General features: G+C 59.9%; 19 protein-coding genes and 1 pseudogene. All 20 read right to left on the bottom strand.

The window, feature by feature from the left end; genetic code table 11:
• Positions 1-57: 57 nt before the first annotated feature.
• Positions 58-382: pseudogene (locus C6W55_RS04995) on the bottom strand (reverse transcriptase domain-containing protein); the annotation flags it as partial.
• A gap of 364 nt (positions 383-746) precedes the next feature.
• The gene (locus tag C6W55_RS04990; RefSeq protein WP_286891751.1) at positions 747-1,886 is read right to left on the bottom strand and encodes a glycoside hydrolase family 88 protein; all 1,140 of its coding nucleotides are present in this window, start codon (positions 1,884-1,886) and stop codon (positions 747-749) included.
• 40 nt (positions 1,887-1,926) lie between these two features.
• On the bottom strand, positions 1,927-2,760 hold the full coding sequence (locus C6W55_RS04985; RefSeq protein ID WP_286891750.1) for a carbohydrate ABC transporter permease: 834 nt from the start codon (positions 2,758-2,760) through the stop codon (positions 1,927-1,929).
• A 1-nt stretch (position 2,761) separates the two neighbouring features.
• Complete coding sequence (locus tag C6W55_RS04980; RefSeq protein WP_286891749.1) at positions 2,762-3,664, bottom strand: carbohydrate ABC transporter permease; 903 nt, start codon at positions 3,662-3,664, stop codon at positions 2,762-2,764.
• 77 nt (positions 3,665-3,741) lie between these two features.
• The gene (locus C6W55_RS04975) at positions 3,742-5,124 is read right to left on the bottom strand and encodes an ABC transporter substrate-binding protein (RefSeq protein ID WP_286891748.1); all 1,383 of its coding nucleotides are present in this window, start codon (positions 5,122-5,124) and stop codon (positions 3,742-3,744) included.
• A gap of 91 nt (positions 5,125-5,215) precedes the next feature.
• The gene (locus C6W55_RS04970; RefSeq protein ID WP_286891747.1) at positions 5,216-6,826 is read right to left on the bottom strand and encodes a response regulator; all 1,611 of its coding nucleotides are present in this window, start codon (positions 6,824-6,826) and stop codon (positions 5,216-5,218) included.
• 600 nt (positions 6,827-7,426) lie between these two features.
• On the bottom strand, positions 7,427-9,181 hold the full coding sequence (locus C6W55_RS04965) for a cache domain-containing sensor histidine kinase (RefSeq protein WP_286891746.1): 1,755 nt from the start codon (positions 9,179-9,181) through the stop codon (positions 7,427-7,429).
• 122 nt (positions 9,182-9,303) lie between these two features.
• Positions 9,304-9,597 (bottom strand): glycoside hydrolase family 97 C-terminal domain-containing protein, encoded by a 294-nt coding sequence (locus C6W55_RS04960; RefSeq protein ID WP_286891745.1) that lies wholly within the window; start codon positions 9,595-9,597, stop codon positions 9,304-9,306.
• Positions 9,598-9,776: 179 nt separating this feature from the next.
• Positions 9,777-10,016, bottom strand: a complete 240-nt coding sequence (locus C6W55_RS04955; protein ID WP_286891744.1) for a site-specific integrase — start codon at positions 10,014-10,016, stop codon at positions 9,777-9,779.
• A gap of 147 nt (positions 10,017-10,163) precedes the next feature.
• Complete coding sequence (spo0A, locus tag C6W55_RS04950) at positions 10,164-10,973, bottom strand: sporulation transcription factor Spo0A (RefSeq protein WP_286891743.1); 810 nt, start codon at positions 10,971-10,973, stop codon at positions 10,164-10,166.
• Positions 10,974-11,197: 224 nt separating this feature from the next.
• On the bottom strand, positions 11,198-12,523 hold the full coding sequence (spoIVB, locus tag C6W55_RS04945) for a SpoIVB peptidase (RefSeq protein ID WP_213485044.1): 1,326 nt from the start codon (positions 12,521-12,523) through the stop codon (positions 11,198-11,200).
• A 272-nt stretch (positions 12,524-12,795) separates the two neighbouring features.
• Complete coding sequence (recN, locus tag C6W55_RS04940) at positions 12,796-14,499, bottom strand: DNA repair protein RecN (protein ID WP_015254832.1); 1,704 nt, start codon at positions 14,497-14,499, stop codon at positions 12,796-12,798.
• 33 nt (positions 14,500-14,532) lie between these two features.
• On the bottom strand, positions 14,533-14,997 hold the full coding sequence (gene ahrC, locus C6W55_RS04935) for a transcriptional regulator AhrC/ArgR (RefSeq protein WP_015254833.1): 465 nt from the start codon (positions 14,995-14,997) through the stop codon (positions 14,533-14,535).
• 17 nt (positions 14,998-15,014) lie between these two features.
• Positions 15,015-15,479, bottom strand: a complete 465-nt coding sequence (locus C6W55_RS04930) for a hypothetical protein (RefSeq protein ID WP_286891742.1) — start codon at positions 15,477-15,479, stop codon at positions 15,015-15,017.
• 323 nt (positions 15,480-15,802) lie between these two features.
• Positions 15,803-16,636 carry a TlyA family RNA methyltransferase gene (locus tag C6W55_RS04925; protein ID WP_286891741.1) on the bottom strand — a complete coding sequence of 278 codons (834 nt, stop codon included), beginning with the start codon at positions 16,634-16,636 and terminating at the stop codon, positions 15,803-15,805.
• Positions 16,637-16,661: 25 nt separating this feature from the next.
• Positions 16,662-18,563, bottom strand: a complete 1,902-nt coding sequence (dxs, locus tag C6W55_RS04920; RefSeq protein WP_286891740.1) for a 1-deoxy-D-xylulose-5-phosphate synthase — start codon at positions 18,561-18,563, stop codon at positions 16,662-16,664.
• A 234-nt stretch (positions 18,564-18,797) separates the two neighbouring features.
• Complete coding sequence (locus tag C6W55_RS04915) at positions 18,798-19,700, bottom strand: polyprenyl synthetase family protein (RefSeq protein WP_286891739.1); 903 nt, start codon at positions 19,698-19,700, stop codon at positions 18,798-18,800.
• A 78-nt stretch (positions 19,701-19,778) separates the two neighbouring features.
• On the bottom strand, positions 19,779-20,042 hold the full coding sequence (xseB, locus tag C6W55_RS04910; protein ID WP_213485101.1) for an exodeoxyribonuclease VII small subunit: 264 nt from the start codon (positions 20,040-20,042) through the stop codon (positions 19,779-19,781).
• Between the two features lie 16 nt (positions 20,043-20,058).
• Positions 20,059-21,378, bottom strand: a complete 1,320-nt coding sequence (gene xseA / locus C6W55_RS04905; RefSeq protein WP_483316350.1) for an exodeoxyribonuclease VII large subunit — start codon at positions 21,376-21,378, stop codon at positions 20,059-20,061.
• A gap of 80 nt (positions 21,379-21,458) precedes the next feature.
• A complete protein-coding gene (folD, locus tag C6W55_RS04900) occupies positions 21,459-22,316 on the bottom strand; it encodes a bifunctional methylenetetrahydrofolate dehydrogenase/methenyltetrahydrofolate cyclohydrolase FolD (protein WP_015254840.1) in 858 nt (285 codons plus the stop codon).
• Between the last annotated feature and the right edge of the window lie 4 nt (positions 22,317-22,320).

The raw sequence follows: 22,320 nt of genomic DNA, 5'->3' as shown, positions 1-22,320 counted from the left end.
GCATTTTTTTTAGAATCAACCGCTGTGTTTTTAAAATCGAGTAGGAGGGGGCGACTTTAAGGGCCCTCCTTGCGGCGTCCCCTCTTCCGTGTCATGGACCACTCCGTTTACCGTGACTCCCGCGTTCAGTAAGAGCGAATCAGTTACAGGACGCGCTTGTCCCTTACTTTCCGCGTCACCCGCACCATCAGGATGTCATGGTTGACCCGGTTGAAGAACTTCTCCAAATCCATGTCCACCACCCAGCGGTATCCGTCCCGGATGTACGCCTGGGCTTGCCGCACCGTGTCATGGGTTCGCCGAATCCAAAACTCAGGTGGGAGAATCCACCGTCGATAATCGGTGTCAACACTTGCAGCAGGGCTTGCTGGATCAGACGGTCCCGATTGCGGTTACGAAGTCACTTCGCGTATTCCGCAGGCCTCCCCAGATAAGATCGTCATCTTTCCGCCCGCGACCACTGGAGTTACAGGACTGGCCCTTGGCGGCTTTGGATTTCGTCATGTCGTGGTGACTCATCCGGCCAACCCTGCCTCAAATCCCGTTCGTGAACCTTGGCCCGTGCGTTTGCCTTCGGCTTCCTTCGGATCCTGCCTCGCGACAGGCACCCTTGCCTTTGGCTAATGGTAGACGCTCGCCAGCCCCCGTTCGGGACTTCCGCCCTATAGATGACGCCCATGCTGGGCGTACACGCATCAGGCGGGGCCCACGGCCCCGGCCTGACGGCATCCGGATGCGGCACTTCGTCACCAGATGAGAAAAGACCGCCCCAGCAGACGAAGCACGCCTTCGAGGAAGAAGTAATCGCCGTAGATGATCGGCTTGCCGGTGATCCCATGGTCGCTGTGATAGGCTTCCACGCCGCCAGCGACGATGGAATCCGAATCGATGTCCCAGTTGCAGAATTTGCGGTCCGTCGCCTGCATGATCCGGACGGCGGCGTTCGCGTACAGCGGGCGTTCCAGCTCGCCGACGGCATCGGCGATCTCCAGCAGGCCGCAGGCGGCGGTGACGCCGGCCGTCGAATCGTACATCACGGGCTCCGCCGGCGCGCGGAAATCAACCAACGGCACGAAATCCGTTCCGGCCACATTGGCGATGAAATAATGCGCGACCTGCTTCGCGGCGCTCAGATACCGTTCTTCCCGCGTATGCCTATAGCTGAGCGCGAACCCGTACAGCGCCCAGGCCTGGCCGCGCGACCAGGACGAGCCCGACGCGTAGCCCTGGCCGCCGGGATTGTCGACGAATTCGCCGGTTTCCGGATCGAGAATGACGATGTGGTTGCACGATCCGTCCGGGCGCACAACATGCTTGAGCGCCGTATCCGCATGATCTTTCGCGATATGGATGAACCGCGGATCGCGCAGCGTCTCGCCTGCCCAGTACAACAGCGGGATGTTCATCATGCAGTCCACGATCATCCAGCCGGTGCAGTCGTCGTTCCAGGCGCGGATGAATCGGCCGCGCGGATTGTACCGTCCGGCCAGCAGGTTGGCCGCGTGCAAGCCCCTCGCTTTCGATCGTTCGCTGCCGGTCATCCGGCAGTTGGCCACCGCCGTATGCAGCCACATGAAGCCGACATCGTGGTGCAGTCCGGTGAAGCCGTCCAGTGCCTTGTCCAGCCTCGCCTCCACCGCCTCGGCCGCGGCCCGGTATTTCTCCTCTCCCGTGGCGTGATACATCTGCCACAGCATGCCGGGCCAGAAGCCGTTCGTCCACCAGTAAATGTCGGTTTCGCCCTTGTCCTCCGCGTATTTTCCGCCTTCCGGCGCATAAGGAATTCTGGACCCGATCCGGTCGCATTGCGCGGACATCTTGGCCTGCAGCTTGTCCCAGACCTCATTCAGCCAAGATCTTTGCTGATCATTCAGAAAATCTGCCACTGCGAAAAATCCCCCCGACTTCGTATTCTCCACTTCAGGTTCAACCTTTCACGGCACCCGTCGCGATGCCCTTGATGAAATACTTTTGCAGGAAAATGAACACCAGGAACACCGGCACAATGGACATCGTCGTGCCCGCGAAGATCATGTCCCAGCGGGACACATACTCGCCGACGAAATAGTAGATTTCAACGATCATCGTCTTCGCCTGCCCGGACGGCAGCACGAGCATCGGCATCAGGAAGTCGTTCCAGATGCCCAGCCCCTGGAGCACCACCATGGAGGCCGTACAGGGCGCCAGCAGCGGGAAGACGATCTGCCAGAACATCCGCAGGCGCGAACAGCCGTCGATTTGGGCGGACTCTTCGATCTCCACGGGCACGCCTTTCAGAAAGCTCGTGAACAGCAGCACACCGAATCCGACCGAACCGGAAATATAGATCACGATGGGACCGGCCAGATTGCCGAACAGGCCGATCATCTTCAGTTCCCGGAACAAAGGAATCATGTACACCTGAAACGGCACCATCATGCCGAGCAGGAAGTAAACGTACATCATGTTGGTCCAGCGCTTGTTCGTCCTGCCGATGGCGTACGCCGCCATCGGATTGATCACGATCATGAGCAGGATGGACAGCACGGTCAGGATGACGCTGTTGACGATCGCCCGCGGATAGCGCGTCTCCGTGAGCAGGTATTTGAAGCTGTCCAGATACAGGTCTTTCGGCAGCGCGATGGCGTCCCGCAGAATTTCGCCGTTGCTCTTGAACGCGGACATGACGTTGAAGAAGATCGGGAAGAAGAAGACAACGGCCAGGAGCGCCGTAACGGCAAACAGCAGGATGTCCTGGATCAAGCGTTCTTTGCGGTTCATGTCACATTTCAACCTCTCTTCTGCGAAGCACTCGGATCTGGATGACAGAGACGATCAGGATGATCAGGAACAGCACGATCCCCAGCGCGGTACCGAATCCTTGCCTCAGTTCGCCGAAGGCGACTTTGTAAATAATGTAGGTCAGCGTTTCCGTCTCGAACCCGGGCCCGCCGTCCGTCATGACCGCAATCTGGTCAAAGATTTTCAGTGCGCTGATCATCGACAGAATGACGCAAACCGTGATGGCGCCCGCCAGCAAGGGAAACGTGACATTCCGGAACCGTTGCCAGCGTCCGGCGCCGTCGATGCTTGCCGCTTCCAGCAGCTCTTTCGGAATGCCCTGCAATCCCGCCAGATAGATGACCATGTAATAGCCGACCGATTTCCATACGGTCGCCAGAATGATCGAAATCATCGCAAAATCGGGGTCGCCGAGCCAATCGCGTTTCCACGCCGACAATCCGATCAAATCCAGAAGCTGGTTGACCACGCCGAAATTGTAGTTCAACAAAATGACCCAGATGAACCCCATGACGATGCCGCTCATCAGCACTGGCAGATAGAAAATGCTTCGGAACAATTTACTGAACCAGCGCACCTGGTCGACAATCAGGGCCAGCGCAAGCGCGACGATATTTTCCAGAATGACAAGCACAACCGCGAGCAATAGCGTATTGTACAAGGCGTTGTGGACACGGGAGCTCGCCCAGATCTCCCGGTAATTTTCCAGTCCAATAAAACGAATATTGGAACTGATGCCATCCCACGAAGTCAGGCTGTAGTAAGAGCTGCTGACCGTCGGGAGGATGACGAACGCGGTATAGAAGACGAAGGACGGAAGGATGAACCACAGCGCGTAATGCTTCCAGGGTTGCTTTCTCTTCGGTTTCAATGTCTCGTGCAAGGCTCCGCAACCTCCCCGTGCAAGCTTTGATAAAAAGATAACCTCCGCACGGGAGGTTATCGTTCGTCATGCGCCCCTTATTGCTGATTCGCTTTCAAATCGTTGTCGTATTGCTCGTCCGCCTTTTTCATGTAGGTCACGACATCGCCGTCGTTTACCACCAGTTCTTGCAGATGCTTGTAGAACCAGTTACGGAATTGCGGCGGGATGGCGTTTTCCCCGTACCATTGGTTGAACATGAGGGACTTGGTGACGGACGGATCGGCAATCAGCCGGAGCACTTCCTGCATCTGTTCGCCCGCTTCGTACGACGCGTCCGCTGCCGTGATCGGAATGCTGTTATTCTTCTTTAGGGTTTCCCTGTAAATCTCCGGATCGTAGAAGAACCGGATGAAGGTCTTCATCGCTTCCAGCTTGTCCGGATCTTTCGCGGCCTCGGCGGAGAAGGACCAACCCGACAGCGTCGGCAGGCCTACGACGTTTACGTCCCCTTCGCGGTCGGGGATCGCGTAGAATCCGAACTCGAAATTCGGATCGGCTTCCTGGATCTGCGCGAACATCCACGGTCCGGAGTAAAGCTGCGCGGCCTTGCCGGTCACCAGGAACGACGCCGTCTGGTTGTCTGCGGTGCTCAGCCAACCCTTGTCCACGTATTTCTGGAACAGTTCCTTGTAATCCGAGATCGCCTGCACCACGTTCTCGTCGGTGAAGCTTGCCTCGCCCCTGTTGCGCTTCGAGTTCCAGTCCGGATCTTCGGAATAGACTTCATTGATCAGGAAGTAGTTGACCCAGAAGCCCATGTGCCAGATGTCCTTGCCGCCGACGACAATCGGGGAGATGCCGGACTGCTTCAGCTTCTCCTGAATTTCCAGGAATTCTTCATAGGTCTTGGGCAGTTCCGTAATGCCCGCGTCCGCATAGGCCTTCTTGCTGTAAATGATGCCGATCGGCGCCGTGCCGGCCAACGGAGCGTTGTAGTACTTGCCTTCAAATTGCGGCAAGAAGGCGAACAGGCTGTGCAGATCTTCCGGCAATTCGGCGAGTTTCCCCGCTTCGACGAACACCTTGGTGTCGCGCATTTCTACCAGGTCGGGGAATTCGCCAACCGCCTCCTTCGTCTTCAGCCAGTCCAGGTAGGATACGGAGGCCGCCGAGTCGCTGACGTTGACGACCTTGATGTGCGGATAGGCCGCGGTAAAAGCGTCAATGACGTCTTCGATCGCCTTCTTGCCCGCCGGATCCCCCGTCGCAAACCCGATCGTGAAAGAAACTTCCTTCGGCGGCTGCTCGGCCGTTCCGCCGGAACCGCTTCCCGTCGTCGTGGATGAACCCGTGGAGGAACCGTTGTTCGTCGATGTCGACTGGTTGTTCGCGCCTTTGCCCCCGCCGCAGGCCGCCAGGATCAACGCCACAGCAACCAGCAGGCTGACCAGACGCAGAGCGTTTTTTCTTTTTGCCATTGCTTGACCTCCCTTGAATTTTGTCGATTTCAGATTAGCACCGGAGACGGGAGGCATGAATGACGTTTTTTAAGGCGCAAGTGCCGTATCTTTAAGATGATGATCCGCTCCATTTCGCTCTCTGTTCCTGCCGGTAATCGTTCGGCAGCTTGCCGTACATCTTCCGGAACACACCGCTGAAATGTCGCGCATTCTGGTAGCCGACCCGCTCTGCGATTTCGTAGACCATCAGATCGGTCTGCAGCAGCAGCCGCACCGCTTCTTTCATGCGCACTTCGGTCACATACTGTTTGAAGTTCTTCCCCATGTGCTTCTTGAAGAAGGCGCTGAAATAGTACGGGTTCATGTACGCGAGCGCGGCGGCCGATTCCAGGGTGATCTCGTCCATATACTGCGTCTCGACGTATCGCTTGATTTTCTGGATCAACTGCTTGTCCTGATGGCTGGCGCTGTTTTGCAGCTGTCGGAACAGGCAGCCGATCCGGTCCCGCATCTTCATCTGCAGTTCCTGGTACGTGTCCGACCGGTTGAAATCGGCATGCACGTTGGCGGGATTGGCTTCCCATTCTTCCAGATCATAGCTGGCGTTCTTCAACTCGCGCACGAACAGGAACAGGGAGGTGACGCAGACGTTGACAGCGAGTTCCTTATTGCCGAACGTCATCCGTTCAATGCTCCGCAGAAGCTGATCCAGCGCGATGTTGGCCGCTTCCCAGTCCAGATGCGACAATCCGCAGATCACGGCCTGCTGATTCTCGTAAAGCTCCTTCTCCGAAGGCATCTCGCCGGTCAGGGGCTTCCAGGGAAGCAGCCGATTCAAGCCGCGGAAGAACTTGCTGCGCAAGGCGTCTATGGCCTGTCGGCCGGAGACCGGAACCTCCGCGGCCGTCTGCACGGAGCCGCCGATGCCGATCGACACGTCCAGCTTCAGATAGGTATTGATCTTGTGCTGCACATCCGCGGCAAAAGCCAGCACGGCGTCCGGATCCATGTCCAGAAATACCAGAAAGAACCGTCCGTCCCGAAAACACGTCATGATGGAAGGCATGCGGGAGGTCATCTCGTAAAGGACATTCCGGATCGCGAACACGACCAGATTTTTGTCTTCATCCCGCCAGCTTCCGGTCTTGCTCCCGGGCTGATCCGGTTCCATCGCCGCCACCGTGAACGTCGCAATCTCCCGGCCGTCCCCCAGCCTATTGCCGAGATGTCCGATGTTCACCGGCCGCCCGTCCAGCAGGCGGTCGAGCATCTCTTCCTCCATCTCCTGCCGCTTGCGTTCTTCCCAGAACAGGAGCCGTTCCTTGATCGTATGATCCTCGCGTTCCTTCAGGATTTGCGCTTGCGCGCTGCGCAAGGTCTCTTCCAGTTCCCGCCGGTCGATCGGTTTGACCAGATAGCCCAGGGCACCGCAGGAGACGGCATCCCGGGCATAGGAAAATTCCTTGTAGGCGCTGATGAAGATGACTTTCACCTCGAGATTCAGATCCTTGATCCGCTTGATCACTTCAATTCCCGACAGATTCGGCATCTGGATGTCGCTGACCAGAATGTCGGGCGGATCCGACAGGAGAACCGCCGCCAGTTGGGCGCCGTCCTCCACTTCGCCCACAATCGTCATCCCCATCTGCTCCCATGGCACCAGCTTGCGCAATCCCCGCAGGATGATGGGCTCATCGTCGGCCAGAAGCACCTTGATCATCGGGCTCACCTCTCTTTTCCGGATGCCAATTCCTCCCGCAGGAGCCGCTCGCCGAGATATTCCGCCAAATGAACCGACACTTCGCCTGGTTCGATCCCTTGAAGCGCTCCCGCCGTCGGCGAAATGCGCGGTTACGGTGAGGTTCGCCGATTCCTCCCGAAGCATCAGGCCAAGCTTTAAACCATGCCAGCCCATGACATCCAGCGAGGCGTCGTGGCCGCGTTCGAAGCCGATCGGGTACCAACCTTTCGCATGTTCAGGCGCCGGAAACTCGAGGCGAAGCCCGCGCATCAAGGAATATCCGCCTGCGATTCTTTCCCCGTGAACGTTCCATTCGGTCAGCAAATCAACAGAAAGCTGCATGTTCCTACCCCTCTCTCGACAACAGGTTTTAGGTGATCGTACTTGCAGCTTTACCCATAGCACGGCTGTTCTGTTTCCACGACCGTAAATTCGAACGAAACCATCAGATTCCCAAGGGGACGAAACTTCAAATGCGACCGAAACGTTCAAATTTTGCACAGGCCGGCCGCAATTCCACATTAGTCTTGAATCGCGGCGGCATAAATGACGCATTTTTATGATCGATGTGCCGGTTCTTTAAGAGGTTCGGATCGGATAGGTCAGCCGAACGCAGGTGCCGACGCCCGGTTCGCTTTCGATTTCCACGCCGTAAGGTTCGCCGCATGCCGACCGGATGCGTTCGTGCACATTTTTTAAGCCGACCTTGGCCGCGGGAGTGCGGGCATCGTGCAGACTGGCCATCAACTCGGCCAGCCGCTCCGATCCGATCCCGACGCCGTCATCCTGAACGAAAACGACAAGACGATCGCCTCGCTGCTCCAGCATGACGATGATCGATCCCCTGCCGCCGTTCGGCATGATACCGTGCTGCACGGCGTTCTCCACGATTGGCTGCAGAGACAGCTTCAAGATCATGATTTTGAGCAGACGCTCGTCGTTTACATGCACTTGAAGCCCGATGCGATTGTCGTAACGGACGCGGATGATGTAGAAGTAATCTTGCAGATGGTCCAGTTCCTGGCGCACGGTCACCCAATCTTCCCCGTAGTCGATCACGTACTTCAGTTGATTGGACAGCGACCGGATCATCTCGGCGACTTCCTCGTCGTCGTTGTAGACGGCATTCATCCGGATCACTTCCAGGGTATTGTACAAATAGTGCGGCCGAATCTGGCTTTTCAGCGCGTTCAGTTCGGCTTGCTTCTGCTTGATCTGCGCCACGTACGCATCGTTGATGAACGCGTTCAGCCGCTCGACCATCCGGTTGAAACTGTGGGCCAACCGGCCGATTTCGTCCCGTCCGTACCGCTCGATCTTGGTGTTCAGATTGCCCGACTCGACCTTGAGCATGTGCTGTAGCACGTTCTGGATCGGCGCCAGCAGCCGTTTGGAGAACCACATGCCCATCACGACGATGACCAGCGTGCAGAACACGATCGCGATGTACACCGCCGTCCGGGTCGTGGTCAGTTGCTCGAACAGATCCCGGCGGGGAATGCGCAGTATGACCTGCCCGTTGATGTACGGAACCGACTCGCGATAAACCAGATGATGGCCGTCATCCCCGCCCCCGGCCGCCGCAGCGTCCCCATAGTTCCTGGTGCTGCTGAAGAAGACGCGCTGAAGGCCGTCCAGCACGTGAATCTCTCCCTTGGCGCCCAGATCGAGCCCGTTGAACAGACTTTCGAAAGCGGCCACGTCCACATCGAAAAACAGCGTGCCCACCACCTTTGGATCCGGCTGGGGGTTGCCCGAAATGTCGATCAGATTGCGGCCGAACGTGACGACTTTCCGGTCTGTTCCCCAGTAATAGAAGTCATCATGGGTGGGAATGATCGCCAGCCGGTTCGGCTGTTCGCGCAAAGATTCCATCCATTCGCCGACCGGCAGCCTTTCCGGGGTGAACGCCGTGGTTTCCTTGGTCTGAAAGTACAATTTCCGGTCCAACGCGCGCACGAAATAGGCGGAGCGGATATGTTTGTCGCTGCTGACGATGATCTGGAGAAAGCTCTCAATGGAAGTGTTGTTGATCTTCTCTTCCTCGTTGACATTGACCGTCTGGCTGACCCAGGTATTGATCGTGCCCCCTTCATACCGGCCGGTGTACATCAGCTTGGAAATCTCGTCGTAGTCGGAAAACAGATTGTTGATGTTGTAGCTCATATAAAGCGACATTTGCTGCAAATTGTTCATGGTGAACTGTTGTACATGGCCTGTAAACGTTTGCAACGAAAAAATGCTGAGGGCGATGAGCGGGACCAATCCCACCAGCAGAAACGATGCGGAAAACTTGACAAATACGCTCTGCCACAATCTGCGGAATAGCCTCATCTCATCGCCTCCTACGGAAACCGGATTTCGCCCAAACCCGCTTTGTGTCGAATGATGCGCTTGTTCAGGGGATTGATTATACCCCCATTATAAAGCGTCGGGCAACAAAAAGATTGGTGAAATTACTTGTTCGGCGCCAGATGGATCGCCTGTCCGCCGGACGGCGCCATCGTCACGCGCAGAACGTCGCCGGCCTTCACTTCCTTCACCGAGACGGCCACCCGGGTTCGGGAAACCGCGCCTTCCGGATCGTCGGCGTAAATGCGGGCAATATATGGAATGCCCGGATCGAGGAAGTCAAGGGTAATGTCGAGCTCCCACCCGTACTCGTTCGCAATACATCCGACGAACCATTCATCTCCGCTCCGCCGGGCGATGACGGCGAATTCGCCGATCCGATGCAAATGGGTTTTCATGGCATTTTTTTAAAAAATGCCCTTTTGCGGGTTCTTTGGCATGCACATTCTTGAAATCAGCTTACATACCTGCCATTTCATCGACATATCCGCCTCATTCACCCCTCATTCGGACTCAGAACCCTGCTTTATTTCCGAGCCTCTATTTTTTAAAATCTGTCTTGACAAATAGGGCCACCTTACGCTTTCCGCGCCTGATCCACCACCACCGTGTACTTGCCGCGTTCCCGGAGGTACTTGATGTGCTGGCGGATATGGCCGGACTGCACGTGGGCCGGGTCCGTGATAGCAAACTTGTCCCGCAAATACGCCGCAAACAACTTGAGCGACTGCTCATAACTGGCCAGCGTCTTCCGGGACAGGTTTTTGGACGTGCAGTACAGCATGAAGTTTTCGATCTGGAATTCAAATTCCGTCATAAAAACACCCCTGCCATTGGTTCTGCTGCAAACCAATAAACAGGGGAATTTTATCGGCATGGATTTTCAATGTTTGTTGGCCTGAAAAATATTGGTCGGTTTCGTCAGAAAATTCACGAAAACCCGTAAACCCTTGCCCCGCCTGGCCTACGACACCTTGTGCTCGATCCGCAATTTGTCGGCAACCATTGCTATAAATTCGCTGTTCGTCGGTTTCGACTTGCTGATGTTGATCGTGTAGCCGAACAGATGGCTGATCGAGTCGATGTTGCCGCGTGTCCAGGCGACTTCGATGGCGTGCCGGATGGCGCGTTCGACGCGGGATGGCGTCGTCTTGAACTTCTCGGCGATTGCCGGATAGAGCGTCTTCGTGATCGCGCCGAGAATTTCGATGTTGTTGTACACCATCGTGATCGCTTCGCGCAGGTATTGATACCCTTTGATATGGGCAGGCACGCCGATCTCGTGGATGATGCTCGTGATGTTGGCGTCGAGATTTTTGCTCTTGCCGATCGGCACGACGTTGGTTGTCTTCGGCAGCACCGAGCCGTAGCTCGCGGCCGGCGACAACACGGGATTGTTCACCAGCTGGCGGATGCGGTTGGCCAAGATTTCCATGTCGAATGGCTTCAGTATGTAGTAGGACGCGCCGAGCTGAACCGCCTTCTGCGTAATATTCTCCTGACCGAATGCCGTCAGCATGATGATTTTCGGCATCGGATTGAGATCCATGTCGCGCAGCCGTTCAAGCACGCCAAGGCCGTCGAGATGCGGCATGATAATGTCCAGGATGAGGACGTCCGGCGCCTTGCGGGATTCCTCCAGCAGCCGAAGCACTTCTTCGCCGTTGTAGGCTACGCCCGTGACTGTCATGTCGCTCTGTTCTGAGATGTACTCGGAGAGCAGATTCGTAAATTCACGGTTGTCGTCAGCCAGCAATACTTCAATTCTTTGCAAGGTGTGAGTCCTCCTTATTCGAATGGGATTCACTTGTGGAAGGTCTGTTTCCTCCCCGATATATTACCGCTTCGACACGGGGAAGGAAATTCCTTCATGTTAAAATATTTTTCTTTACTTTTTTTGTGATGATGAATATAATAAAAATTTATTCCAAGATATCCGTGATTTCTAGGATGTTCAACATTTTTCGACACGGGCTGATGCAACGAAAGCTTAGGGCGTTAACCCGCCTTAAGCTTCCGTTGGTGCGCGTTGGGCAGAATGCCCGCGTCGCCGAGCATCCATTCGATGTAGCAGCCGTATCCCGATGACGGATCGTTGACGAATACGTGGGTGACGGCGCCGACCAGTTTACCGTCCTGGATGATCGGACTGCCGGACATCCCCTGCACGATGCCGCCCGTCCGTTTCAACAGCTTCTCGTCGGTGATCCTGATGATCATGCCTTTCGTGGCCGGCTCGGTCTGGCGCATCGCACGCGTTATCTCGATATCGAACTTCTCCACTTTCTGACCGTCGACCACCGTCAAAATATGCGCCGGCCCTTCCTTCACTTCATCGGCAAACGCGACCGGAATTGCCTTGTCGTCGTAGCTGGGCTTCGGCAGTTCACTCATCCGGCCGAATATGCCGAACTGTGTATTGCGCTCGACGGTGCCGAGCACCTTCCCTTCCTTGACGAAATGCGCTCTTTTCTCGCCGGGTTCGCCGCTGGAGCTCTTGTTGATCGACGTGACGCTTGACTGCACGATCTGCCCTTCTCCGACCCGGATCGGCGCCTGCGTGTCCATATCGGTGATGATGTGCCCCAGAGCGCCATATACGCCCTGTTCCGGCGCGTAGAATGTCAGCGTGCCTACGCCGGCAGCGGAATCCCGGATATAGAGACCGAGCCGCCACGCCCGGTCTTCCGCGTCATAGACCGGCTTGAGTTCTTTTTCAAATTTCTCGGTTCCACGCTCGATCGTGAGCTTCAGCGCCTTGCCCTCCTTGCCCGCCTGCTCGACCATCTTCGCCATCTGGCTGACTTCCTTCAGCTTGACGCCATTCACGCTCATGATCAGATCGCCGAGGCGGATGCCGGCCGACTGGGCGGGCGACAGCGTTTCGCCTTTTTCCGTCTTCACCTGATGATGACCGACGACCATGATGCCGTCCGATTTCACTTTGACGCCGATCGTCTGGCCGCCGGGTATCACTTTCAGCCCGGGAACGACATGGACGGTGACCGTCTTGAAAGGAATGGTACCGAATAATTTCATTTTCAGCTTGGCCATGCCGCTGGACTGCGGAACGATCGACAGCGGCTTGCGCAGATCAACCTTGACCGAACGGCTGTCCGAACCGTTGATGTTGACGATGGATGGATCGACCGTGATGTCGGCGTGCACCGGCATCGTGTAATCGAGCTGTCTGTGCTGGCCGAGGAACAGATTCAGCTCACTGGGGAAGGCGGCATAATGCCGAAACGGGGCGGTAAAACCGGCCGCGCAGACGAGAATGGCGAGCAGAAGACCGAACCAACGGATCCGTGCGCTGTCATTCAATGGATTCACGCTCCCTAAGGAATCTGGATGAACAGCGGGCGGGATGCGGACGGCGCATAGAAAAAAGCCGCCGATGAACCGCATGTCGGAACTAGCCCGGCATGCGGTTCTCGCGGCTTCGTCGGCGCGGGCGTGGGAACAAAGGCCGCCCGATGCGATTGAAGCCGCGGAAGCTGCCGCTCCCGTGTCTGTCGCTTCGCCCTGTTGGCGTACCTTTAAGGTAACCCCGCCCCTTTTCTTTTATGACCGATAAAACATTCCCGGACTGGCTTTCAAGCGCCCTTCTTCCGTTCGGCCAGATCCAGCATCTCCCGGGCGTGATGGCGCGTCATATCCGTCACTTCCACGCCTCCGAGCATGCGTGCCAGCTCCTCGACCCGGCCGATGCCTTGCAGCGGTTCGACCGTCGTGGACGTGCGCTCGCCGAGCGTCTGCTTGCGAATGCCGTAATGATGGTCCGCCATGCAGGCCACCTGCGGCAGGTGCGTGATCGCGAACACCTGGCAGCGTCGGGACAGCTTCGACATCTTCTCCGCGATAGCCTGCGCGGCACGTCCGCTGACGCCCGTGTCCACTTCGTCGAACACGAGAACCGGCACCCCGTCGATCGCGGCGAAAACCGTCTTCAGCGCCAGCATGATGCGCGACATTTCGCCTCCGGAAGCGATCTTCGCGAGCGGCTTCGGCGGTTCGCCCGGATTCGCGGAGAACAGGAAGACTGCCTCGTCGATTCCGTGCGGCGCCAGCTTCGGCGCGCCATCCTCGCCCGGCTGCTGATCGAGCTGCACCTTGAACGTCGTGCGCTCCATCTGCAGCTCCTTGAGCTCGCTTTCGATCTCCTTCGCCAGCCGGTCCGCCGCAAGCCGGCGCTGCTCCGAAAGCCCGAGCGCCAGGCGCTGCGCCTGCTCGCGCAGCTTGCGCTCTTCCTCGCGCAGCCGCTCAAGATGCTCGTCCCGGTTCTCCATCTTGTCGATGGCGTCGGCGATCTTCGCCCGGTATTCGAGGATATCTTCGATGCGCTCGCCGTATTTGCGCTTGAGCCCCCCGATCAGATCAAGCCGGTCTTCGATCTCGGTCAGCCGCTCGGGATCGGACTCGATGCGTTCGCGATAGTCGCGGAGCTGGTACGCCGCGTCTTCCGCCTGATAATAAGCCGACTGCAGCTGCTCCAGCAGCGGCTCGATGGCCGGGGCGTCGTACTTGCGGATATCCTCGAGCCGCGAAATCGCCCTGGCCAGCGCATCCAGCCCGGCATTGCCGTAAATGAGCTCATACGCCTCGGATGCGTTCTGCATGATGCGCTCGGCATGCGCCAGCCGCCTGCGCTCATCCTGCAGCGCCTCGTCCTCGCCGGGCTTTAGCCGCGCGTCGTCGATCTCCGCGAGCTGGAACTTGTACAGATCGAGCATCTGCATGTTTTGCCGCGAAGCGTCTTCGAGTTCCCGCAGCTTGTTCCGCGTCTCCGTATATCGCCGGTAGATCTCCTGATAATCCCGCTTCAGGTCGGCCAGCTTCCCGCCCGCATAGGCGTCGAGCCACTCGAGGTGCCGCTCCGTCTTGAGCAGCGACTGATGCTCGTGCTGACCGTGAATGTTGACGAGACATTCGCCGATCTCCCTGAGCATGGACAGATTGACGATCCGGCCGTTCACGCGGCTTACGCTCTTGCCCTGGACCGACAATTCGCGCCGCACGACAATCGGCTCATCCGGTTCCGCTTCGATGCCGAGCGATTCCAGCACTTCCCGCACCGGATGGCCGGCAGGCGGGTCGAACAGCGCTTCGATCTCGGCCTTCTCGCATCCGTAGCGCACGATGTCCGCCGCGCCGCGGCCGCCGATGACCAGGCTGAGCGCGTCGATCAGAATCGACTTGCCCGCGCCGGTCTCGCCGGTCAGCACATGGAACCCCTCCGCGAAAGATACGGATACGTGTTCGATGACAGCCAGATTGCGTATCGACAGCTCGCGAAGCATGACGTGTCCCCTTCCTGCCAATAAATACGATGGCTATTTCCGCCCCGGTTCATTCAGCAGTCCGATCAGCCGGTCGACGACGGTCTTGCTCTGCGCTTTGGTCCGGCAGATGATCAGAATCGTGTCGTCGCCGCAGATCGTGCCCATGACCTCGTTCCATTCCATCGCGTCGATGAGCGAACCGATCGCGTTCGCCGTGCCGGGCAGACATTTCATGACGATCAGATTGTCCGCGCTGTCGATATGGACAAAATGATCGAGCATCGCCCGTTTCAGCTTCTGCAGCGGGTAGACGCGGCTTTCCGCCGTCAGCGAGTATTTGTAGCGCCCGTCCTCGGTCGGCACCTTGACGAGCTGCATCTCCTTGATGTCGCGGGAGACGGTCGCCTGCGTCACGTTCAGGCCGGCTCGGCGAAGCGCCTCGACGAGCTCGTCCTGCGTCTCGATCTCCTGTTCGCCGATAATCTCCCGAATCTTCATCTGTCGGAATCCTTTCATTGCCTGGGCCTGCCTCCTTAAGCTTCCGTTCCGATCGCGAACGTGATCGTTCTCAGCCACCGCTCCCTCGGATCCGCATACACGATGCCTTCCGCCGACGGCACGAGCAGCGCGTATACGAGAAACTTGTCCCGTACGCCGGCTCCGGTCCAGTCGATCGGCATCCGGTCGCGCACCGTCTTCACCAGCCACGTCCGTCCGTCCTTCACGGCGACATAGTCGATGAACAGCCGCGACTGCATCAGCTCGCCGTCCACCTCGATCTCGATCGGCACCCGATGCTTGCCCGAGACGACCTCATAGCCGCTTGCGGTCAGGAAACGCACCGTCTCGTCGCCGGGGTCCGGCTCCGATCCTTCGCCCAGCCGGTAGACGCGGCTGGCCGGCGGCTCATGGAGCCAGACGTAGAACCGGCGAAAAAGCCAGACGGCGATCAGACCGCCGGCGGCGATCATGAGAAACCAGTCGGCCGCATTGTTCACATTCGCCGCCCCCTTCATGCAACAAGCATGCATGGAAATGCTTGCGCTATAGGTTCTCGCTTCGGGGCGGAAATTCCTTCCACAAATATAATTAATATAAACGGGAACGTTTGTTTGGTCCTAGTATACCAGAAATTTCGTGCAAACGGAAGACGCGGCTTGATCCTGCTTGCGCTCCCTTGAAAGCAAAAAGGTCAATCGATTGTTCAACCGATTGACCCCGCATGCTCTGCGCCATGGTCTTGGCGATGCCCGCGATCGACAACGATCTGCGACGGCCCCGCAACCATGGAATGGTCCATTTTCCCGCTTTCCTTCAATGGTCAAGCCCGGCGGAACGCCGCGTGCGCTTCCGCCACAAGCCGCGCGACCGCATCGGCTGATGCCTGGAAGCGCGCGTCCGCGCCCAGCCGCCAGTAAGCCAGAAACTCGATATTCCCTTCACCGCCCGTAATCGGCGAATACGTCAGCCCTTGCAAGCCGTATCCTTCGGCTTCCGCGAAGCCGCACACCCGGGCGATGACCTCCTCATGCACCGCCGGGTCGCGCACGACGCCGGACTTGCCGACGGCTTCGCGCCCCGCTTCGAACTGCGGCTTGATGAGCGCGACGACGCCCGCGCCGGGCGGAATCAGCTGCTTGAGCGTCGGCAGGATGAGCCTGAGCGAAATAAATGAAACATCGATCGCGGCAAAATCCGGCTGCGGGCCGCGCAAATCTTCCGGTTTCAGATAGCGGAAGTTCGTGCGCTCCATGACGCATACCCGGCTGTCCTGCCTGAGCGACCAGTCCAGCTGATTGTAGCCGACGTCGATGGCGTAGACATGGGCGGCGCCGTTCTTGAGCGCGCAGTCGGTAAATCCGCCGGTCGACGCCCCGATATCGAGCATGACGCGTCCTTCCATCGCGATGCCGAACGTTTCGATCGCCTTCTCCAGCTTCAGGCCGCCGCGGCTGACATACGGATGCGGCGCGCCCTTCACCGTGATCGCGGCCGTGCGCGGCACCTTGGCGCCGCTCTTCTCGATCCGTTCGCCGTCCGCGAGCACGAGCCCGGCCATGATCGCCGCCTTCGCTTTCTCCCTGCTCTCGAAAAACCCTTGCTCCACGAGGAGCACATCAATCCGTTCCTTGCCATTGAGATCCTTGTCTGACATGTGATTCCCGTCCGCTTTCTCCGCGTCAGCTGCGGATGACGCTCGCGCGCCTGCCCGGCCGGGCCCGCAGCTGCTTCACTTCGCTCACGATCCGTTCGACGGTCAGTCCGATCTCCGCACGCTGCTCTTTGATCGAGCCGTGCTCGATGAACCGGTCCGGCACGCCGATCAGCCTGATCCGCATATGGTCGATGCCGCGCAGCGCACAGAATTCCAGCACCGCGCCGCCCAGTCCGCCGTGCACCGCGCCTTCCTCGAGCACGATGACGGGCAGCCCTTCACCGGCGAGAGCGAGCAGCATCGCTTCGTCGAGCGGCTTCAGGAACCGGGCGTTTACGACGCGCAGCTGCAAGCCGTCCCGCTTGAGCTGCTCCGCCGCCTCCATCGCCAGGCCGACCATCGGGCCGCAGGCGAGCACGACCGCGCTGTCGCCCTCGCGTACCGTCTCCCATTCGCCGATCGGGATCGGCTGCGGGTCGGGATCGAGGCTCACGCCGACCCCCGCGGCCCGCGGATAGCGGACCGCGATCGGGCCGCCGTCGTAATCGACGGCCGTGCGAAGCATGCGCCTCAGTTCGTTCTCGTCCTTCGGCATCATGAGCACCATGTTCGGAATATGGCGCAGAAACGCGATGTCGAACACGCCCTGATGCGTCTCGCCGTCCGGACCGACCAGTCCTGCCCGGTCAATGGCGAAAATCACATTCGCGTTATGGCGGCAAATATCGTGCACGACCTGATCATACGCCCGCTGCAGGAACGTCGAATAGACGGCGAAAACCGGCTTCATCCCTTCCAGCGCGAGCGCGGCGCACATCGTCGCCGCGTGCTGCTCGGCAATGCCGACATCGAACATCCGGTCCGGGAACCGTTTCGCGAACTTCAGCAGCCCCGACCCGCCGGGCATCGCCGGCGTTACCGCAACGATGCGCGGATCGCGCTCCGCCAGTTCCACCAGCGCTTCCCCGAACACGTCCGTGTACGTCGGCGGGCCGACCGCCTTCAGCACCTGGCCGGATTCGATTTTGTATGGTGTGATGCCGTGCCATTTGTGCGAATCCGCTTCGGCCGGCTCGTACCCTTTCCCTTTCACGGTTAACACATGGACGAGCACCGGTCCCCCGACCGATCTCGCCTGCTGGAGCGCTTCGAGCAGCTTGCGGATGTCATGCCCGTCCACGGGACCGAGATACGTGTAGCCGAGCTCCTCGAACCACATGCCCGGCACAACCATATACTTCAGGCTGTCTTTCACCCGCTCGGCCGTCTTCGCCAGCTTCCCGCCGATCGCCGGAATCCGGTTCAGCAGCTGCTGCAGCTCTTCCTTGGCTTTCAAATAATGCCGGTCCGAGCGGATCCGGCCGAGATAATTGTGCAGCGCGCCGACGTTCGGCGCGATCGACATCTCGTTGTCGTTCAGGATGACGATCAGATCTTTCTTCTCGTGGCCGATATGGTTCAGCGCCTCGAGCGCCATGCCGCCGGTCAGCGCGCCGTCGCCGATGATCGCGACAACCTGGTGGCTTTCGCCCTTCAGGTCGCGGGCGATCGCCATGCCCATGGCACCCGACAGCGACGTGCTGCTGTGTCCGGCTTCCCAGACGTCGTGCTCGCTCTCCGCGCGCTTCACGAAACCGCACAGGCCCTTGTACTGGCGCAGCGTATCGAACCGGTGCATCCGGCCGGTGATCATCTTGTGCACATACGCCTGATGGCCGACGTCGAAAATCAGCTTGTCCTTCGGGCTGTCGAAAACATAATGCAGCGCGAGCGTCAGCTCCACAACGCCGAGATTCGACGCCAGGTGGCCGCCGGTCACGGACAGCTTCTCGATCAGAAACTGCCGCACTTCCGCCGCCAGTTCGTCGAGCTGGTCGACCGGCAGCGCCTTCAGATCTTCCGGTCCCCGGATATGTTCGAGCAGCATGCGTAAACCTCGCTTTCATCTGACAGAACAGCTCTCCGGCATGCCGGTTCAGCCGCCGGGCCGCGAGCCGGTCCGTCGAGCATCGATCGCCTTCCGGCCGTCAAATGCCCTTATGTCTGCAACGGAATCAGTTTTGCAAAATCATGTGCATGTAGGGCCATTATACCATAACCGGATCGGGCCGGCACCCGACGGAAGACCGGCCGGCCGTTTGTGCGGCAGGCGCCGCCTTCCTCAACGATCGCGGCTCATCAAATATTCGGCGATGCCGAGCAGCAGATCGGGCTTGCGCAGGCCGGCCTCAAGCAGCACCTCTTTCGCCTCGCGCGTCAGCCGCTCGACCTCTGCCCGGCTGGCATCGAGGCCGATCAGATACGGATAGGTAACTTTCTGCCGCCTCGCGTCGCTGTTCGTCTTCTTGCCGAGCACCCGCTCGTCGCCGACGACATCGAGAATGTCGTCCCGGATCTGGAACGCCAGGCCGATCCGCATGCCGAATCCCGCGAGCGCGTTGATCTGCGCGGAGTCGGCGCCGCCGGCCCGGCCGCCGGCCGTCAGCGAGAAGATGATCAAATCGCTTGTCTTGTGCAGGTGGATGTAGCGCATCTCGTCCAGCGACGTGACGCCCTGCTCGCCGAGCATGTCGGCCGCCTGACCGCCGACCATGCCGCTCACGCCGGCGAGCCTGGCCAGATCGGCCGAGATCGCCAGCGCTGCGCCCAAAGGCAGCTTGCCGGAGAGGCCGGCTTCCGCGATCAAGTGAAACGCGTGGGTAAGCAGCCCGTCTCCTGCGAGAATGGCCATCGCTTCCCCGAACACTTTGTGGTTTGTCGGTTTGCCGCGGCGGAAGTCGTCGTCATCCATCGCCGGCAGATCGTCGTGAATCAGCGAATAGGTGTGCACCAGTTCGACGGCGCAGGCGGCCGGCATCGCCGCCTCCGCCGCCGATTCGTCTCCCCTCACCGCTTCCGCGGCGGCGAGCACCAGCACCGGGCGGATGCGCTTTCCCCCGGCTTTCAGCGAATACAACATCGCTTCGCGCAGCCTGCCCGGCACATCCCATTCCGCGGGAATTGCGCTGTCCAGCGCCTGTTCGACCGTGCCGGCCAGCCGCGCGATATACGCCTCAACAGACATGTCGCTCATGAACTCCATTCAACCCAATCTCAACCGTATCTTCCCCCGAAGCGCGAAAAACACCGCGGCATCCGACCCTTATTCCTCGGGGGCGAACGGCTTGCGCTGCAGCCCCTGCTCCGTCTCGATCAGCATCTCGATCTTCCGTTCCACCTGCTCCAGCTTGCTGCCGCACAGCTGGGAGAGCCGCATGCCTTCCTGGAACAGCTCGATCGCCTGCTCGAGCGGCACATCGCCCGATTCCAGCTTCGCGACGATCGCCTCGAGCTGCTCCATCGCTTCCTCGAAGCTGACGGACGCCTCCTGCGGCGCGCCGCCGGATTCACCGCCTTGTTCGGGCATGCCGCCGCCCGTCCGCTCAAAGCTCGTTTCCGCCAAAACCGTCCTCTCCTCTCATGGACCAGATATGGCATTCCAACCTTCCGTCCGTCAGCCGCACGTTCACCATGTCGCCCGGCTGCACGTCCCGGATCGACCGGATCAGCCGCTCTTCCCGCTCGTCGTAGACGAGGCTGTACCCGCGCATCATCACCTTGAGCGGGCTGAGCGCGTCGAGCTGGCGCATCGACATCGCCAGACGCTGTGCGCTGTCCTTCACGGCCGCCCGCATGGCGGCCGCAAGCCGGCGCTCCGCCTCGCGCCGCCGGGCGGCGGCCATCTCCACCCGTCCGCCCGGATGCGCCGCGGCCAGGCGCGCCCGCACGCCGAGCAGCCGCTGCCGGCTCTGCTCGGCCCGGCGCCGCATCCGCTCGCGCAGCCGCTCGCTCGCCCGGTCGAGCCGCTCCGCGTGCGCGAGCAGGTAGCGGCGCGGATAGAGCAGCACCGGCGAGCGCCGGACGCGCGCGAGCCTTTGCCTGCGTGACTCGATGCAGGCCGACAGCGCGCCGCGCATGCGCCGCCTGAGATGCTCCAGCGTCTCCCGCAGCTCCGCGATGTGCGGCACCGCCAGCTCGGCCGCAGCCGTCGGCGTCGGGGCGCGCAGATCCGCCGCGAAATCGGCGATCGTGAAATCCGTCTCGTGCCCGACGGCGGAGATGACCGGGATGCGGGACGCCGCGATGGCGCGGGCGACGATCTCTTCGTTGAACGCCCACAGCTCCTCGAGCGAACCGCCGCCGCGCCCGACGATCAGGACGTCCGCCTCGCCGATCCGGTTGAGCAGCTCGATCGCCCGCACAATCGACGGCGCCGCGCCCTGCCCCTGGACGAGCACCGGGACGAGCGTCACCGCCGCCTGCGGATACCGGCGGCCCAGCGTCGTCAGAATGTCGCGGATGGCGGCGCCGGTCGGCGACGTGACGACGCCGATCGTCCGGGGCACCCGCGGCAGCGGCCGCTTGCGCGCCGGATCGAACAGCCCCTCGGCCTCCAGCTTCTTCTTCAGCTGCTCGAAAGCCAGATACAGGGACCCGATCCCGTCCGGCTGCATCTGCGTCACATAAAATTGATAATTGCCGTCCCGCTCGTAGACCGAAACATTGCCGCGGGCGATCACCTTCGTCCCGTCGCGCGGCATGAAAGCGAGTTTCCGGTTATGGGCGGCGAACATGATGCACTTGATCCGGCTGCCCTCGTCCTTCAGCGTGAAATACATATGCCCGCTCGAATGGTGGGTGAAGTTCGAGATCTCCCCGCGCAGCCACACGTCGCCGAGCAGTTCGTCCGATTCCAGCTTCATCCGGATGTATCGGGTAATCTCCTGGATCGAAAAAATGCGCGCCTCTCCCACAGGATCACTCCCCCGGTTCCCGCGGCCGATCAACCGATTCCGTGAATCCGCTTCGCCGCGGTCAGCGTGTTGCGAAGCAGCATCGTGATTGTCATCGGTCCGACGCCGCCCGGCACCGGCGTAATCCAGCCGGCGACTTCCGACGCGCTCTCGAAATCGACGTCCCCGGCCAGCTTGCCGTCCGGAAGCCGGTTTACGCCGACGTCGAGGACGACGGCGCCGGGTTTCACATACCGGGCGTCAATCGCCTTCGGCTTGCCGATCGCGACGACAAGGATGTCGGCTTGCCGTGCGATCTCCTCCAGATTCGCCGTGCGGGAATGGCAGATCGTCACCGTCGCGTGCTCGCGGAGCAGCAGCATGGCCGCCGGCTTGCCGACGATATTGCTGCGGCCGATGACGACCGCGTGCTTGCCGGCGATTTCAATGCCCGTCCGCTTGAGCAGTTCGATGCAGCCGGCCGGCGTGCAGGGAAGCAGACTGTCGTCGCCGATCATGAGATTTCCCGTGCTCACCGGATGGAACCCGTCAACGTCCTTGTCGACCCGGATCGCGTCGATGACGGCCTTCTCGTCGATATGCTTCGGCAGCGGAAGCTGCACGAGGATGCCGTGGATGGCCGGATCGCCGTTCAGCCGTTCGATCAGCGCAAGCAAATCGGCCTGCGGCGTCTCCGCCGGCAGCCGGTGCACCTCCGAATGAAACCCCATCGCCTGACACGCTTTCTCCTTGTTGCCGACGTACACCTTCGACGCCGGATCGTCGCCGACGAGGACAACCGCCAGCCCCGGCACGATGCCGCGCGCTTTGAGCGCCTCCGTCTCCGCGCGAATCTCCTCCCGAATCGCGCTTGCAATCTGCTTCCCGTCAATGATGGATGCCGCCATGCTC

The organism is Thermobacillus sp. (genome assembly GCF_003390775.1).
GTDB lineage: Bacteria > Bacillota > Bacilli > Paenibacillales > Paenibacillaceae > Thermobacillus > Thermobacillus xylanilyticus.
This window is presented reverse-complemented; position numbering and strand designations above follow the sequence as displayed.

Coding starts and splice junctions, on each gene's coding strand:
- C6W55_RS04985 (WP_286891750.1), bottom strand. CDS start 2,760: ATGAACCGCAAAGAACGCTTGATCCAGGACATCCTGCTGTTTGCCGTT.
- C6W55_RS04975 (WP_286891748.1), bottom strand. CDS start 5,124: ATGGCAAAAAGAAAAAACGCTCTGCGTCTGGTCAGCCTGCTGGTTGCT.
- C6W55_RS04970 (WP_286891747.1), bottom strand. CDS start 6,826: ATGATCAAGGTGCTTCTGGCCGACGATGAGCCCATCATCCTGCGGGGA.
- C6W55_RS04965 (WP_286891746.1), bottom strand. CDS start 9,181: ATGAGGCTATTCCGCAGATTGTGGCAGAGCGTATTTGTCAAGTTTTCC.
- C6W55_RS04960 (WP_286891745.1), bottom strand. CDS start 9,597: ATGAAAACCCATTTGCATCGGATCGGCGAATTCGCCGTCATCGCCCGG.
- C6W55_RS04955 (WP_286891744.1), bottom strand. CDS start 10,016: ATGACGGAATTTGAATTCCAGATCGAAAACTTCATGCTGTACTGCACG.
- recN (WP_015254832.1), bottom strand. CDS start 14,499: ATGCTTCGCGAGCTGTCGATACGCAATCTGGCTGTCATCGAACACGTA.
- ahrC (WP_015254833.1), bottom strand. CDS start 14,997: ATGAAAGGATTCCGACAGATGAAGATTCGGGAGATTATCGGCGAACAG.
- C6W55_RS04925 (WP_286891741.1), bottom strand. CDS start 16,636: ATGTCAGACAAGGATCTCAATGGCAAGGAACGGATTGATGTGCTCCTC.
- dxs (WP_286891740.1), bottom strand. CDS start 18,563: ATGCTGCTCGAACATATCCGGGGACCGGAAGATCTGAAGGCGCTGCCG.
- C6W55_RS04915 (WP_286891739.1), bottom strand. CDS start 19,700: ATGTCTGTTGAGGCGTATATCGCGCGGCTGGCCGGCACGGTCGAACAG.
- xseB (WP_213485101.1), bottom strand. CDS start 20,042: ATGCCCGAACAAGGCGGTGAATCCGGCGGCGCGCCGCAGGAGGCGTCC.
- xseA (WP_483316350.1), bottom strand. CDS start 21,378: ATGAAGCTGGAATCGGACGAACTGCTCGGCGACGTGTGGCTGCGCGGG.
- folD (WP_015254840.1), bottom strand. CDS start 22,316: ATGGCGGCATCCATCATTGACGGGAAGCAGATTGCAAGCGCGATTCGG.